Below are 14,321 nucleotides of genomic sequence, written 5' to 3'. Positions count from 1 at the left end.
CACAAAGGGATTAACCTGAAAGACGGTTCGATTCCGTTCACGCGGTCCCCACACCGCCCGTCCCCTGGAGCTCCGGCACGTGAAGAGCCCGTCCCAGCCCCGTGACCGCGGCATACCCGAGGCGACGGTCGCCAGGCTTCCGTTGTACCTCCGGGCGCTGCACGGGATGGCCGAGCGGGGCATCGCGACCGTCAGCTCCGAGGACCTGGCCGTCGCCGCCGGCGTCAACTCGGCCAAGCTCCGCAAGGATCTGTCACACCTCGGCTCGTACGGCACGCGCGGCGTAGGCTATGACGTCGAGTACCTCGTCTACCAGATCTCCCGCGAGCTCGGCCTGACGCAAGACTGGGCGGTCGCGATCGTCGGAGTCGGCAACCTCGGCCGCGCGCTGGCCAACTACGGCGGTTTCGTCTCCAGGGGCTTCCGCGTCGCGGCGCTCGTGGACGCCGACCCCGGAGTCGTGGGCGACACCATCGCGGGGTTGAATGTTGAGCACATCGACGAACTGGAAGCCGTCATCAAGCGGCGTGGAGTCTCGATCGTGGTTCTGGCGACACCGGCGGCAGCGGCGCAGGAAGTGTGCGATCGTGTGATTTCCGTGGGCGTGACCAGCATCCTGAACTTCGCCCCAGTTGTGCTTTCCGTCCCGGACGGCGTCGATGTCCGTAAAGTCGACCTATCTATCGAACTGCAGATTCTCGCGTTCCACGAGCAACGCAAGGCTGGGGGGCCACTCATGGCGGTGGACAGTCAATGAGTGTTCTGGCTATCGGACTCAGCCACCGGACCGCTCCGGTGGCGCTTTTGGAGCGCGTCTCGATCACGGGTGACGCGCTCGCCAAACTCCTGTACGACGTGCAGCAGGATCCCTGCGTCGCGGAGGCCATGGTGGTCTCGACCTGCAACAGGGTCGAGGTCTACGTCACGGTCGACCGCTTCCACGCCGCCGTCACTGCCGTCAGCGGCCTGCTCGGCGTCCACTCGGGCGTCCCGGTCGAGGAGCTGACGCCGCACCTCTACGTGCACTACGAGGAGCGGGCCGTCGAGCACCTGTTCTCCATGGTGTGCGGGCTCGACTCCATGGTCCTGGGCGAGGGCCAGATCCTCGGCCAGGTCCGCCAGGCGCTCAAGCTGGCGCAGCGCCACGGCACCGTCGGCGCCACCCTCAACGAGCTGGTCCAGCAGGCGCTGCGGGTCGGCAAGCGGGCGCACCACGAGACCGGCATCGACAAGGCGGGCGCCTCCCTCGTCTCCGCCGGCCTGGCCCTGGCGGGTGACCTGGCCGGGCGGCGGGCGCTGGTGGTCGGGGCGGGCTCCATGAGCTCGCTGGCCGCCGCCACGCTGGCGCGCGCCGGGGTCACCGACATCGTGGTGGCCAACCGTACGTACGAGCGCGGCGCGCGGCTGGCCGAGTCCGTCGGCGGCCGGGCGGTGGGCTTCGCCGCCGTGGCCGACGAGCTGGCCGGGGCCGACATCGTCATCACCTGCACGGGCGCCGGGCGCCACGTCATCACGCCCGACATGCTGAGCCGGCCGGCGTTCCTGCTGGACCTGGCGCTGCCGCACGACATCGACCCGGGCGTGCGGGCCGTCCCCGGCGTTACGCTGGTGGATCTGGAGACCATCCAGGAGTCCGGGATCGGCTCCCGCGGCGGCGACGCCGTCGAGTCCGTCCGCGCGCTCGTGGCCGAGGAGCTCCGCGCCTACCTCGACGCGGAGCGGGCCGCCAAGGTCACCCCGACCGTGGTGGCGCTGCGCAGCAAGGCGGCGAGCGTGGTCGAGTCGGAGCTCGGCCGCCTGCTCATGCGGGTGCCCGACCTCGACGAGAAGGCGCGCGACGAGGTCGCCATGACCGTGCAGCGGGTCGTCGACAAGCTGCTCCACGAGCCCACGGTGCGTGTCAAGCAACTCGCCACCTGCCCAGGCGGCGATCATTATGCGGAAGCGCTGCGTGAGCTGTTCAATCTCGATCCGAAGATGCCCGAGGCCGTGAGGGAGGTGGAGCTGTGATGTCGGGAGCTCTGCGGCTGGGGACGCGCCGGAGCCTGATGGCCACCACGCAGTCCCAGATGGTGGCCGACGACTACACGCGGCTCACCGGGCGCGCGGTCGAACTTGTGGGTGTCACGACGTTCGGCGACGTGACCAAGGCCCACCTCGCGCAGCTCGGCGGCACGGGCGTGTTCGTCAGCGCGCTGCGAGACAAGCTCATGGAGGACGAGGTCGACTTCGCCGTCCACTCGCTGAAGGACCTGCCGACCAAGCAGGACCCGCGCTTCACGCTGGCGGCGATCCCGGCCCGGCACGACCACCGCGACGCGCTGGTCGGCCCGCGCAAGTTCGCCGACCTGGCGCCCGGCGCCCGGGTCGGCACCGGATCGCCGCGCCGGGTCGCCATGCTGAGCGCGCTCCGGCCCGACCTGGAGTACGTCCCGATCCGCGGCAACGCCGACACGCGTATCGGCAAGGTAACCTCAGGTGAGCTCGACGCGGTCGTGCTGGCCTCGGCCGGCCTGACCAGGATCGGCCGTGACGCCGAAATCGCACAGATCTTCGAGGTGGAGGAGTTGCTGCCGGCTCCCGGTCAGGGCGCGCTGGCCGTGGAGTGCAGGTCCGACAGGGCCGACCTCATCGAGTTCCTGAGTGTTCTCGACGACCCGCGCACGCGCTCCGCGGTGACCGCCGAGCGAGCCGTACTGGCGGCTCTCGAGGCTGGTTGCGCCGCTCCGGTGGGTGCTTTCGCGGCCGATGACGGGCACACTCTGAACCTGACCGCCGTGGTCGTCGCCATCGACGGCCGCGAGGCGGTCCGCAAGTCCGCCGCCGGATCTCCTTCGGAGGCCGCGAACCTGGGCCGCCTCCTGGCGGCCGAGATGATCGCCGAAGGAGCCGACAGATTGATGGGGGAGCATTCCCATTGAGCTCCGATAGTCCAACCTCCGGATTCGTCGCCTTCGTGGGCGCGGGACCCGGCGATCCCAACCTGCTCACGCTCCGCGCCGCCGAGCTGCTCGCCAAGGCCGACGCCGTGGTGCTCGGCGACGAAGAACACCGCCCGTTGCTGCGCCACTGCCGCGAAGGCGTCGAGGTCGTCGAGGACGACCTGGTCAAGCGGGCCAAGCACGGGCAGCTCGTGGTGCGCCTGTGCGAGGGCGACCCGATGCTGTTCTCCTCGATCACCGAGGAGGTCGCGGCCTGCGCCGCGGCGGAGGTGGACTTCGAGATCGTTCCCGGCGTGCCGCCCGCGACCGCCGTCCTCACCTACGCGGGCATCCCGGCCGCGAGCGCCGTCCCCGAGTTCCGGGTCGTGGACGCCGCGCAGGACCAGGACTGGGCCGCGCACGCCGCCTGCCGCGGCACCCTGGTGATCTACAACGGCATCGGCGACGCCGTGGCCATCGGCAAGGCGCTCATCGCGGGCGGCAAGCCCGACACCACGCCCGTCGCGGTCAGCAGCGGCGGCACCACCACCGAGCAGTACACCGTCGTGTCCTCGCTCGGCCGGCTCCAGCCCGACCTCAAGCACGCCGGGTTCACCGAGCCGGCGCTCATCGTGGTCGGCGAGGCCGTGGGGCTGCGTGACAAGCTGTCGTGGTTCGAGACCAAGCCGCTGTTCGGCTGGCGGGTGCTGGTGCCTCGCACCAAGGAGCAGTCGCGCAGCCTGTCCGAGCAGCTCGTCGCGTACGGCGCGGTGCCCGAGGAGGTGCCGACCATCTCGGTCGAGCCGCCCCGCACGCCGCAGCAGATGGACCGCGCCATCAAGGGGCTCGTCACGGGCCGCTACGAGTGGGTGGCCTTCACCAGCGCCAACGCGGTCAAGGCGGTGCGCGAGAAGTTCGAGGAGTACGGCCTCGACGCGCGGGCCTTCGCCGGCCTCAAGGTGGCGGCCGTGGGCGAGGCGACCGCGCAGGCCCTGGTCGAGTTCGGGGTCAAGCCCGACCTGCTGCCGTCGGGGGAGCAGTCCTCCGAGGGGCTGGTGGCCGAGTGGCCGCCGTACGACTCGATGCTCGACCCGATCAACCGGGTGCTGCTGCCGCGGGCCGACATCTCCACCGACACGCTGGTGGCCGGGCTCACCGAGCTGGGCTGGGAGTGCGACGACGTCACCGCGTACCGCACCGTGCGGGCCGCGCCGCCACCCGCGCCCATCCGCGAGGCGATCAAGGGCGGCGGCTTCGACGCCGTGCTCTTCACGTCCTCGTCCACCGTGCGCAACCTGGTGGGCATCGCGGGCAAGCCGCACAACGTCACGGTGATCGCCGTCATCGGGCCGCAGACGGCCAAGACGGCCGAGGAGTTCGGGCTCCGGGTCGACGTGATGGCCGACAAGCCGTCGGCCTCCGCCCTGGCCGCCGCGGTGGCCGAGTACGGGGCCAAGCAGCGCCAGGCAGCGCTGGCGGCGGGCGACACCCCGCGCAGGCCGTCGCAGAACCGCCGGGGCGCCAGGAGAAGAGCCAGGTGAATTCTTAGTCTTCGCGTTCTCGCGATTGAGGAGTGGCGTATGACCGCGCAGTACCCTGTGGCCCGGCTGCGGCGGCTGCGTCGCAGCCCCGCCCTGCGCCGGATGGTGGCGGGCACCAGGTTGCACGCCGCCGACCTGATCCTGCCCGCCTTCGTCAAGGAGGGCCTCGCCGAGCCGCACCCCGTGGCCTCGATGCCGGGCGTCTTCCAGCACACCCGCGACTCGCTCCGCAAGGCCGCGCACGAGGCGGCGGAGGCGGGCGTCGGCGGGATCATCCTGTTCGGGATCCCCGCGGTGAAGGACGCGCGGGGCTCGGCCGCCGACGATCCCGACGGGATCCTGCAGGTGGCGCTGCGTGACGTGAACGCCGAGGTCGGCGACGCGGTCGTGGTCATGGCCGACACCTGCCTCGACGAGTTCACCGACAACGGGCACTGCGGGATCCTCACCCCGTCCGGTGACGTGGACAACGACGCCACGCTGGAGCGCTACGCCTCGATCGCGGTGGCCCAGGCCGCCGCGGGGTCGCAGATGGTGGCGCCGAGCGGGATGATGGACGGCCAGGTGGGGGCGATCCGCTCCGCCCTGGACGGGGCCGGTTATGAAAATGTCCCGATCTTGTCCTATTCGGTGAAGTACGCGTCCGCCTTCTTCGGGCCGTTCCGCGACGCCGCCGAGTGCGCGCCGCAGTTCGGCGACCGCAGCACCCACCAGCAGGACCCCGCCGGGCCGCTGGAGGAGGCGCTGCGCGAGGTCCGGCTCGACCTCGCCGAGGGCGCCGACGCCGTCATGGTCAAGCCGGCGGGGGCCTACCTCGACGTCATCACCCGCGTGCGTGACGAGGTGGACGTCCCGGTGGCGGCATACCAGGTCAGCGGCGAGTACGCCATGATCGAGGCGGCCGCGGCCAACGGCTGGGTGGACCGGGACCGCATGATCACCGAATCGCTGGTCGCGATCAAGCGCGCCGGGGCCGACATGATCCTCACGTACTGGGCGACGGAAGTGGCACGGCGCATCTGATCGTCGGGTTTCCGCTCGCGTGCCGCAATGGATGTCCTCGCTACGCTGCGGATCCATCGCGCATCTGATTGGCGAGCTTCCGCTCGCGGGCCGCAATGGATGTCCTCGCTACGCTGCGGATCCATCGCGCATCTGATTGGCGAGCTTCCGCTCGCGTGCCGCGATGGATGTCCTCGCTACGCTGCGGATCCATCGCGGCTAACCAAGGGGTTTCCCGTCAACTCGTGGGGCGTGTGCGTTAGAGTGCGATGACAAGTGCTGGTGTGTCCCGCGTGGCGCGTATGGCTGCCCGGAGCCGGGACCTCTTCAGGCACTGTGGGGACTCGACGGGAGACACCAATGGTGGGGGTACCACTGGCTCGGCGTACCAGAAAACGGTCGCGGCCGACACGCATCGGCACCGTGCTCGAATACGCCGCCATGGGGTGGCCCGTCGTGCCGGGGGCTTATCCGCTGCGTCAGGGGCCGCGCGCCTGCTCCTGTGACCGCCTCGGCTGTCCCGACCCGGGCGCCCATCCGCTCTCGCCCGCCTGGCACCTGCAGGCCACGACGGACACGGCGCTGCTGACGCGCTGGTGGCACGCCGAGCCCGAGGCCAACGTGATCCTGCCCACCGGACGCGTGTTCGACGTCTTCGACGTACCGCTCGCCATCGGCCTGTCGGCCCTCACCCGGATCGACAACGCCGGAGCACACCCGGGCCCGGTCGCCGCCAACGGCGACCGGGTCCTGTTTTATGTGGCCACGCGGGGCAATCCGGAGGACGAGGACGAGTGGTGGTCGTGCCAGCTCGACTGCGATCCCGCCACGATCGACGACACGCCGGGGCTGCGGTGGCACTGCCGCGACAGCTACGTCCTCGCGCCCCCCTCGACCCTCCCCACGGGGCAGCCCGTCTCCTGGCTCCGGCCCCCGAACGGGCAGCCGCTACCCGACCCGCTGCGCATCCTGGAGTGGCTGGCCGACTGAGCGCGGCCCTCGTGGTGCCCGCTCCGAAGGGCGCTGTGTGTCCCGGCTAACCTGGGTCGGGTGAGCCGTACACAGAACTCCGAGGACCTGTTCGCCCGCGCCCGCCGCATCGTGCCCGGGGGTGTCAACTCGCCGGTGCGCGCGTTCGGCGCGGTCGGCGGGACGCCGCGCTTCATGGTCTCCGGCCAGGGCCCCCACATCACCGACGTCGACGGCAACCGGTACGTCGACCTGGTGTGCTCCTGGGGCCCCATGATCCTCGGGCATCGGCACCCCGCGGTCGTCGAGGCCGTGTCGGGCGCGGTGGCCCACGGGTTCTCCTACGGCACCGCCACCCCCGGCGAGGTGGAGCTGGCCGAGGAGATCGTCGCCAGGGTGGCGCCGGTCGAGAAGGTGCGGCTGGTCAGCTCGGGCACCGAGGCGACGATGAGCGCGGTGCGGCTGGCCAGGGGGTTCACCGGGCGGTCGAAGGTGATCAAGTTCGCCGGGTGCTACCACGGGCACGTCGACGCGCTGCTGGCCGCGGCCGGGTCCGGGGTGGCGACATTCGGGCTGCCCGACACGCCGGGCGTGACGGGGGCGTCGGCGGCGGACACGATCGTGCTGCCGTACAACTCCATCGAGGCCGTCGAGGCGGCCTTCGCGGAGGTCGAGGTCGCGTGCGTGATCACGGAGGCCTGCCCGGCGAACATGGGGATCGTCCCGCCCAAGGACGGGTTCAACGCGCGCCTGCGCGAGCTGTGCACGGCCCACGGCGCGCTGCTCATCGTCGACGAGGTGCTGACGGGGTTCCGCGTCTCGCCCGCGGGCTGGTACGGCCTGGAGCCGGTGGAGGCCGATCTGATGACGTTCGGGAAGGTCATGGGCGGCGGCCTGCCCGCCGCGGCCTTCGGGGGACGGGCCGAGGTGATGGCCCTGCTCGCGCCCGAGGGGCCCGTCTACCAGGCCGGGACGCTGTCCGGTAACCCGCTGGCCTGCGCCGCCGGCCTGGCCACGCTGCGCGCCCTGGACGCCGAGGCCTACGCGCGCGTGGACGCCGCGGCCCTCGCCGTCGGCGACGCGGCCTCCGAGGCGCTGTCCGCCGCCGGGGTGCCGCACCGGCTGCAGCGGGCGGGCAACCTGTTCTCGATCTTCTTCACGGACGCCGAGGTGACGAACTTCGCCGAGGCCAAGACGCAGAACACGGCCGCGTTCACCGCGTTCTTCCACGCGATGCTCGACCAGGGCGTCTATCTGCCGCCGTCGGCGTACGAGGCCTGGTTCCTGTCGGCCTCCCACGACGAGGAGGCGCTGAGCCGCGTGGCCGAGGCGCTGCCCGCGGCGGCGAAGGCGGCTGCCGCCGTGCTCTAAGGGGCGGTGACGAGTGCGCGGCGGGGCTTCGTGCCCGCGTACAGGACGCCCGAGATGACCAGGGCCGCCGCCACCAGCTTCGGCCAGGAGATCGGCTCGCCGGTCACCAGCGCCGCCGAAGACATGCCGAACACCGGCACCAGCAGCGTGTACGGCGCCACCGTGGAGGCGTCGTACCGGCGCAGGAGCCAGCCCCAGACGCCGAAGCCGCCGAGCGTGGAGACGAACGCCACGTACAGGAGCGAGAGCCAGCCCTCAGCGGCCGGGTCCAGCACCGGCACACCCTCCAGCCAGAGCGACAGGAGCAGGAGCGGGATCGCGGAGAAGGCGCTCACCCAGACCATGAAGCGGAGCGAATCGGGCGGCGCGGCCTTGCGCTGAACCACGTTGCCGAGGCCCCAGGCGGCCGCTGCGGCCAGGCAGAGGGCGAAGGCCCCGAGCGGGCCCGACACCCCGAAGTCGAGCGCGACCAGGGCCAGGCCGCCGAAGGCGACGCCCAGCCCGAGCACGCGGCGGGCGGTGAGCCGCTCCTTGAGCAGCGTCACCGCGAACAACACGGTGAAGATCGCCTGCGTCTGCAGGACGAGTGAGGTCAGTCCGGCCGGCATGCCCGCTCGCATGCCCACGAGCAGGAATCCGAACTGGCCGACCCCGATGGTGGCCGCCACCCCCGCGACCCAGCGCCACGGGACTCCCGGGCGGCCGGCGAACAGCAGGGCGGGGAACGCCGCCAGGGCGAACCTGATGCCCGCGTACAGCAGCGGCGGGAAGTGCCGCAGGCCGGCCTGCATGACCACGAAGTTGAAGCCCCACACGGCCGCGAGGCCGATGGCAAGGGCGAGGTGGCGGGGCCGCACTCAGCGAGCGGGCTTCTCGTAGCGGATGCGCTGGTCGCGAGCCTGCTCGGCCAGGACCTTGAGGTAGGACACGGAGCTCGGCTGCTGCTTCTTCGTCTTAAGGATTCTCATGCATCTATTTTCATCCGCTACACATTCAACGACAAGCGAGACTTTCTACGCTAAACCATTTAGGATGACTTACATGTTGGACTTGAACCGGCTCAAGGCCCTTCATGCGGTCCATGTCTACGGGTCGGTCGGCGCGGCCGCCGACGCGCTCATGGTCACGCCCTCGGCGGTCTCCCAGCAGATCGCCAAGCTGGAGCGCGAGACCGGCGCCAGACTCATGGAGCGCAACGGGCGCGGCGTGCGCCTCACGGACGCGGCCGGCCTCCTGGCCGAGCACGCCGAGCGCATCCTCGCCCTGGTCGAGACCGCGGAGGCGGACTTCGAGGCGCTGCGCGGCGAGGTCGTCGGCCGGCTGAACATCGCGGCCTTCCCCACCGCCGTGCGCGGCCTCATGCCCGGCGCGCTCGTCTCGCTCCGGGAGCGCCACCCCGACCTGTGGGTCCAGCTCAGCGAGCGCGAGCCGGAGCGGGTGGTGCGCGAGGTGTCCAGGGGCGAGCTGGACCTGGGCGTCATCCAGGACTGGCTCAACCGGCCCATGGCCCTGCCCGAAGGCCTGTCCAGGGCCACGCTGCTCGACGACGTGGCCGACATCGCGGTGCCCGCCGACCACCCGCTGGCCCACAGCAGGGAGCTGGAGCTCGCCCAGCTCCGCGACGACCGTTGGATCAGCGGGTCTCCCGGCACCGTCTGCCACGACTGGCTCGTCTTCACCCTGCGCAACGCCTCGGTGGAGCCCGTGATCGCGTGCATGGCCGACGAGTACCCGACCCAGCTCGCGCTGGTGGCGGGCGGGCTGGGGTGCGCGATCGTGCCGCGGCTCGGCCGGGACTGCGTGCCGGACGGCGTGCGGCTCGTGCCGATCATGCCGCGCCAGACGCGGCGGATCTACGCCGTGTGGCGCACGGACGCGGCGCGCCGTCCCGCGATCAGGGCCATGGTGGAGGCGCTGGCCGAGGCGAGCAGGAAGCAGGAGAACGCCTGGGCCGTCAACTGAGCCGCCGGGCCTCACGCTGCTCATAGAGGGGGAGCGGATAGGCTGGGCCACACCATGGCTGAAACCACCGTCGTCCACCTGCTGCGCCACGGCGAGGTGCACAATCCCGCCGGCGTCCTGTACGGCAGGCTCCCGGGCTACCACCTGTCCGAGACGGGAAAGCTCATGGCCGAGACGGTCGCCAAGGCCGTGGGCGGCCGTGACATCGTCGCCATCTACAGCTCCCCGCTCGAGCGCGCCCTCGAGACCGCCGCCCCCCTCGCCGAGAAGCTCGGTCTCGACGTCGTCCAGGACGAGCGCCTGATCGAGGCGGGCAACCTGCTCCAAGGCCGCCCGGTGGGCCAGGGTCTGGCGATCCTGCGCAACCCGCGCAACTACCGCTATTTCTGGAACCCGCTGCGCCCGTCCTGGGGTGAGCCGTACCCGTCGATCGTCAGGCGCATGAAGTCGGTGATCGACGACGCCAGGGCGGCCGCACGCGGGCACGAGGTGGTGCTCGTCAGCCACCAGCTCCCCATCTGGACGATCAGGTCGGCCGCCGAGGGCCGCCGGCTCTGGCACGATCCGCGGCGCAGGCAGTGCGCGCTGGCGAGCCTCACCACCCTCTCCTTCGACGGCGACCGCCTCGTCAGCATCGGCTACAGCGAGCCGGCGGGGTCGCTTCAGACCGGTCCGTCCGTTCCCGGGGCCTGATGTCCGGAGCGAGGGGGCTCGCCGGTAGAGTTGCAAGCTCTACCGGTTGTAGTACAAGGAGATCTTCCTCCGTGCGCGCCAAGTCCATCTCTCTCGTCCTCCTGGGTCTGCTGGTCGCGGGCTGCGCGGGCAACCAGGGCGGCCAGCCACAGGCCGGCGACACCCGTTTCGTCGCCGGCGACGGGAAGATGCAGGTGTTCGACGCGGCCGATCGCAAGGCCGCGCCCGCGATCCAGGGGCCGACCCTCGACGGCGCCACCGCCTCGCTGGCCGCGCACAAGGGCAAGGTCGTGGTGATCAACTTCTGGGCGTCGTGGTGCGGGCCGTGCCGGGCGGAGGCGCCGGTGCTCAAGGAGGTCGCGGCCAAGACCAAGGCCGGCGGCGTGGAGTTCATCGGCGTCGACTTCAAGGACCGCCAGGCCGACGCGCTGGCGTTCGAGCGCACCGAGAAGACCGGCTACCCGCACATCTTCGACCAGCCGGGCAAGGTGGCGCTGGCCTTCCAGGGCACGGTGCCGCCGGCGGCCATCCCGTCCACCCTGATCATCGACAAGCAGGGCAGGATCGCCGCCAGGGCGCTCGGCGCGGTCAAGTACACCGACCTGCTCAACACCGTGACCAAGGTGCGCGATGAGTGACGTCGTGGCCTCGGGCTCGCTGCTGCTCGCGGTGCCGATCGCGGTGCTGGCCGGGGTCGTGTCGTTCCTGTCGCCGTGCGTGCTGCCGCTGGTGCCGGGCTACCTGTCGTACGTGACCGGCATGAGCGCCGACCCCAAGCGGGGGCGGCTCGTGCTGGGGACGGTGCTGTTCGTGGCCGGGTTCGGGCTGGTGTTCGTGCTCAGCGGGGCGCTGTTCGGCGGGCTCGGCTCGGTCATGCTGGGCCACATCGAGATCATCACGCGGGTGCTCGGGGTGCTGACCATCCTGCTCGGGCTCGCGTTCCTGGGGCTCGTCCCCGGGCTGATGCGCGACGTGCGCATCCACAAGGTGCCCGCAGCGGGGCTGGCCGGGGCGCCGCTGCTCGGCGTGGTGTTCGGGCTGGGGTGGACGCCGTGCATCGGGCCCACGCTGGCCGTCGTGCTGGCGCTCGGGCTCAACGAGGGCAGCGCCGCGCGTGGCGCCCTCCTGGCCGTCGCGTACGCGCTGGGCCTCGGGCTGCCGTTCGTGGGTGCGGCGCTGGCGTACAGCAGGGCCCTGCGCACCTTCCGGGCCATCCGCAAGCACTCGCGCCTGATCACCAGGATCGGCGGCGGCATGATGGTGGCCGTCGGGGTGCTGCTCGTGACCGGCCTGTGGGGAGAGATGATCGCTGCCATGCAGGGCCTCATCGGCGGATTCGTACCGGTGATCTGATGAGCGTCAAGGAGCTGGAAGAGAGGGAGCGGGCGGCGCAGCAGGCGGGGTTCGGGCCGGTCGCCTGGCTGCGGTGGGGCTGGCGCACGCTCACCTCGATGAAGACGGCGCTGATCCTGCTCTTCCTGCTCGCGCTCGCCTCGGTGCCCGGCTCGCTGGTGCCGCAGCGCGGCGTCGATCCCGACAAGGTGGCGCAGCTCTACGAGAAGAGCCCCACGCTGGCCGAGTGGTACGACAGGTTCCAGCTCTTCGAGGTGTTCACCTCGGTCTGGTTCGCGGCGATCTACCTGCTGCTGTTCACCTCGCTGATCGGCTGCATCATCCCGCGCACCTCCACCTACCTGCGCGAGCTGCGCCGCAAGCCGCCGGCCGCGCCGAAGAACGTCTCCCGGCTGCCGCACTTCGCCTCTTTCGAGAGCGATCTGGAGGTCGGAGGGGCCGCCGCGCGGCTGCGCAAGCTGCGCTTCCGCGTCGTGACCGGCGACGGGTGGGTGTCGGCCGAGAAGGGCTTCCTGCGCGAGACCGGAAACCTGTTCTTCCACGTCGCCCTGCTGGGCATCCTGTTCGCGGTCGGCTTCGGGTCGCTGTTCGGCTACCGCGGCAACGTCCTGGTCGTCGAGGGCGACGGGTTCGCCAACACGGTGGCCGCCTACGACCGGTTCATCCCGGGCAACCAGGTCTCGGCCGAGTCGCTGGAGCCGTTCTCCTTCCAGCTGGAGGACTTCAAGGTCGCCTACCAGGTGACGGGCGAGAAGCGGGGCCAGGCGCTCGACTACACGGCCCGCCTGAAGGTCAACGACTCGCCGGGGTCGCCCGCCCGCGAGTACGACCTCAAGGTCAACGACCCGCTGGAGATCAACGGCACGCAGACGTACCTGATCGGCAACGGCTACGCCCCCGTCTTCAAGGTCACCGACGGCAAGGGGCAGGTCGCCTTCGAGGGCCCGGTGCCGTGCCTCATCGAGGCCAAGGGCACGATGACCTCGGGATGCGTGGTCAAGGTGCCCGACGCCGAGCCGGCGCAGCTCGGGTTCCTGCTGCAGTTCCTGCCCACCAGCGTGCCGCTCACGGACGGCACGTACGCCTCGGCCTTCCCCGGCTCGCTCAACCCCGAGGTGCAGCTCGTCGGGGCCTTCACCGGCGACCTGGGGCTGCGCTCCGGCCAGCCGCGGTCGGTGTACGAGCTCGCGCCGCCCGAGCTCATGAAGAAGCTCACCCCGCTGATCATGGGCAAGAGCGTGCCCAAGCCGCTCGCCGTCGGCCAGTCCATCGACCTGCCCAAGGGGGCGGGCAAGCTGGAGTTCACCGGGGTCAAGGAGTGGATCACGCTCCAGACGGCCTACGACCCCGGTCGCATGCCGGTGCTGGTCTTCGCCGCCACGGCCGTCGTCTCCATCGCGCTGTCCCTGATGATCCGCCGCCGCCGGGTGTTCGTGCGGATCGGGAACGGCGTGGTCGAGGTGGGCGGCCTGACCCGTACTGAAGGCTCCGCGGCGGGCTTCGCCGAGGAGTTCGCCGACATCGTCAAGGTTCTAGCCGCAGGAGAAAAGGATGTCCGCTGAGCAACTCGCGGAGCTGAGCGACCTTTTCGTCGTCGCCGCCGTTCTGCTCTACTTCCTCGCCATGGTCGGGTTCGCGATCGAGCTCGCCTTCGGCAGGTCCCGGCCGGACAAGGCGGCCGCCGTCGAGCGGTCCGAGGTCAAGCAGCCGGTCGCGGTCGGAGCGGGTGGGGGGCCTTCAGCCGACGGCGTGGTCGCCGCCACCCCGGAGGCCAAGGAGCCGTCAGATGGGGGAACCAGGGCCGGCAAGGTGGCCCTGGTGCTCGCCTGGATCGGCTGGGCGGCCAACTTCGCCGCCATCGCCACCCGCGGCATGTCCGTGGACCGGTGGCCGTGGGGCAACATGTACGAGTTCGTGGTGGCCATCTGCTTCGCCGCCGTGACCGCGTTCCTCGGCACCCAGATCCGCTTCAACGTGCGCTTCCTCGGCGCCTTCGTGATGATCACGGCGGCCCTCGGGCTCGGCCTGGCGGTCAAGTTCTTCTACACGGCGGCCGGGCCTGTGGTGCCTGCGCTGGACTCGTACTGGATCGCCATCCACGTCACCGCCGCCATCATCGCCAGCGGCCTGTTCACGCTGGCCGGCGTCGCCGGGGTCCTCTACCTGGTGCGCGGTGACGGGCTGTCACGCCTGCCCTCGCGGGCCGACCTGGAGCGGGTGGCGCACCGGGCGATCGTGTTCTCGTTCCCGCTGTGGACGTTCGCGGTGATCGCGGGGGCGCTCTGGGCCGACCGGGCGTGGGGCCGCTACTGGGGCTGGGACCCCAAGGAGGTCTGGTCGTTCATCACCTGGGTGGCCTACGCCGCCTACCTGCACGCCAAGGTGACGGCCGGATGGCGGGGCAGGGCCGCGACGATCGTGCAGCTGGTGGCGTTCGCCTGCCTGATGTTCAACCTGATCGGCGTCAACATCTTCATCAGCGGCCTGCACAGCTACGCCGACGTCTGAT

At 71.0% G+C, this 14,321-nt stretch carries 14 protein-coding genes; 13 read left to right on the top strand and 1 reads right to left on the bottom strand.

Annotated features, from left to right (window positions below):
• The first annotated feature begins 79 nt into the window (after positions 1-79).
• From AB0J87_RS44300 to hemL, 7 genes are all read left to right on the top strand, one after another.
• On the top strand, positions 80-757 hold the full coding sequence (locus AB0J87_RS44300; RefSeq protein ID WP_350739785.1) for a redox-sensing transcriptional repressor Rex: 678 nt from the start codon (positions 80-82) through the stop codon (positions 755-757).
• Positions 754-2,010, top strand: a complete 1,257-nt coding sequence (locus AB0J87_RS44295; RefSeq protein WP_350739787.1) for a glutamyl-tRNA reductase — start codon at positions 754-756, stop codon at positions 2,008-2,010. The genes AB0J87_RS44300 and AB0J87_RS44295 overlap by 4 nt, the downstream gene beginning before the upstream one ends.
• Complete coding sequence (hemC, locus tag AB0J87_RS44290) at positions 2,010-2,921, top strand: hydroxymethylbilane synthase (RefSeq protein WP_363976767.1); 912 nt, start codon at positions 2,010-2,012, stop codon at positions 2,919-2,921. Before AB0J87_RS44295 ends, hemC begins: the two co-directional genes overlap by 1 nt.
• Positions 2,918-4,462 (top strand): bifunctional uroporphyrinogen-III C-methyltransferase/uroporphyrinogen-III synthase, encoded by a 1,545-nt coding sequence (locus AB0J87_RS44285; RefSeq protein WP_350739792.1) that lies wholly within the window; start codon positions 2,918-2,920, stop codon positions 4,460-4,462. Before hemC ends, AB0J87_RS44285 begins: the two co-directional genes overlap by 4 nt.
• 39 nt (positions 4,463-4,501) lie before the next feature.
• Positions 4,502-5,485, top strand: coding sequence for a porphobilinogen synthase (gene hemB, locus AB0J87_RS44280; protein ID WP_363976763.1), 984 nt, complete (start codon positions 4,502-4,504; stop codon positions 5,483-5,485).
• A gap of 339 nt (positions 5,486-5,824) precedes the next feature.
• On the top strand, positions 5,825-6,454 hold the full coding sequence (locus tag AB0J87_RS44275; protein WP_363976760.1) for a bifunctional DNA primase/polymerase: 630 nt from the start codon (positions 5,825-5,827) through the stop codon (positions 6,452-6,454).
• A gap of 60 nt (positions 6,455-6,514) precedes the next feature.
• Positions 6,515-7,804, top strand: a complete 1,290-nt coding sequence (gene hemL, locus AB0J87_RS44270; protein ID WP_363976758.1) for a glutamate-1-semialdehyde 2,1-aminomutase — start codon at positions 6,515-6,517, stop codon at positions 7,802-7,804.
• Here the strand turns inward: hemL and AB0J87_RS44265 are convergent.
• Positions 7,801-8,661: an EamA family transporter gene (locus AB0J87_RS44265; RefSeq protein WP_363976755.1), complete on the bottom strand. Its 861-nt coding sequence runs from the start codon at positions 8,659-8,661 to the stop codon at positions 7,801-7,803. The genes hemL and AB0J87_RS44265 overlap by 4 nt on opposite strands.
• Positions 8,662-8,845: 184 nt before the next feature.
• Here AB0J87_RS44265 and AB0J87_RS44260 point away from each other — a divergent pair, with 184 nt between their 5' ends.
• The 6 genes from AB0J87_RS44260 to ccsB all read left to right on the top strand — a co-directional run bounded on the left by AB0J87_RS44260 (position 8,846) and on the right by ccsB (position 14,320).
• Positions 8,846-9,766 (top strand): LysR family transcriptional regulator, encoded by a 921-nt coding sequence (locus AB0J87_RS44260; RefSeq protein ID WP_363976752.1) that lies wholly within the window; start codon positions 8,846-8,848, stop codon positions 9,764-9,766.
• Between the two features lie 54 nt (positions 9,767-9,820).
• Complete coding sequence (locus tag AB0J87_RS44255; protein ID WP_363976749.1) at positions 9,821-10,459, top strand: histidine phosphatase family protein; 639 nt, start codon at positions 9,821-9,823, stop codon at positions 10,457-10,459.
• A gap of 71 nt (positions 10,460-10,530) precedes the next feature.
• The gene (locus AB0J87_RS44250) at positions 10,531-11,097 is read left to right on the top strand and encodes a TlpA disulfide reductase family protein (RefSeq protein WP_350739812.1); all 567 of its coding nucleotides are present in this window, start codon (positions 10,531-10,533) and stop codon (positions 11,095-11,097) included.
• Positions 11,090-11,812, top strand: coding sequence for a cytochrome c biogenesis protein CcdA (locus AB0J87_RS44245; protein ID WP_350739815.1), 723 nt, complete (start codon positions 11,090-11,092; stop codon positions 11,810-11,812). Before AB0J87_RS44250 ends, AB0J87_RS44245 begins: the two co-directional genes overlap by 8 nt.
• On the top strand, positions 11,812-13,374 hold the full coding sequence (locus tag AB0J87_RS44240; protein ID WP_363976744.1) for a cytochrome c biogenesis protein ResB: 1,563 nt from the start codon (positions 11,812-11,814) through the stop codon (positions 13,372-13,374). The genes AB0J87_RS44245 and AB0J87_RS44240 overlap by 1 nt, the downstream gene beginning before the upstream one ends.
• Positions 13,364-14,320: a c-type cytochrome biogenesis protein CcsB gene (gene ccsB / locus AB0J87_RS44235; RefSeq protein WP_363976742.1), complete on the top strand. Its 957-nt coding sequence runs from the start codon at positions 13,364-13,366 to the stop codon at positions 14,318-14,320. The genes AB0J87_RS44240 and ccsB overlap by 11 nt, the downstream gene beginning before the upstream one ends.
• The last annotated feature ends 1 nt before the right edge of the window (position 14,321 follow it).

This window comes from Nonomuraea sp. NPDC049625 (assembly GCF_040675285.1).
GTDB classification, from domain to species: Bacteria; Actinomycetota; Actinomycetes; order Streptosporangiales; family Streptosporangiaceae; genus Nonomuraea; species Nonomuraea angiospora_A.
The sequence above is the reverse complement of the archived record's forward strand: the minus strand, read 5'-3'. Positions and strand labels throughout refer to the sequence as shown.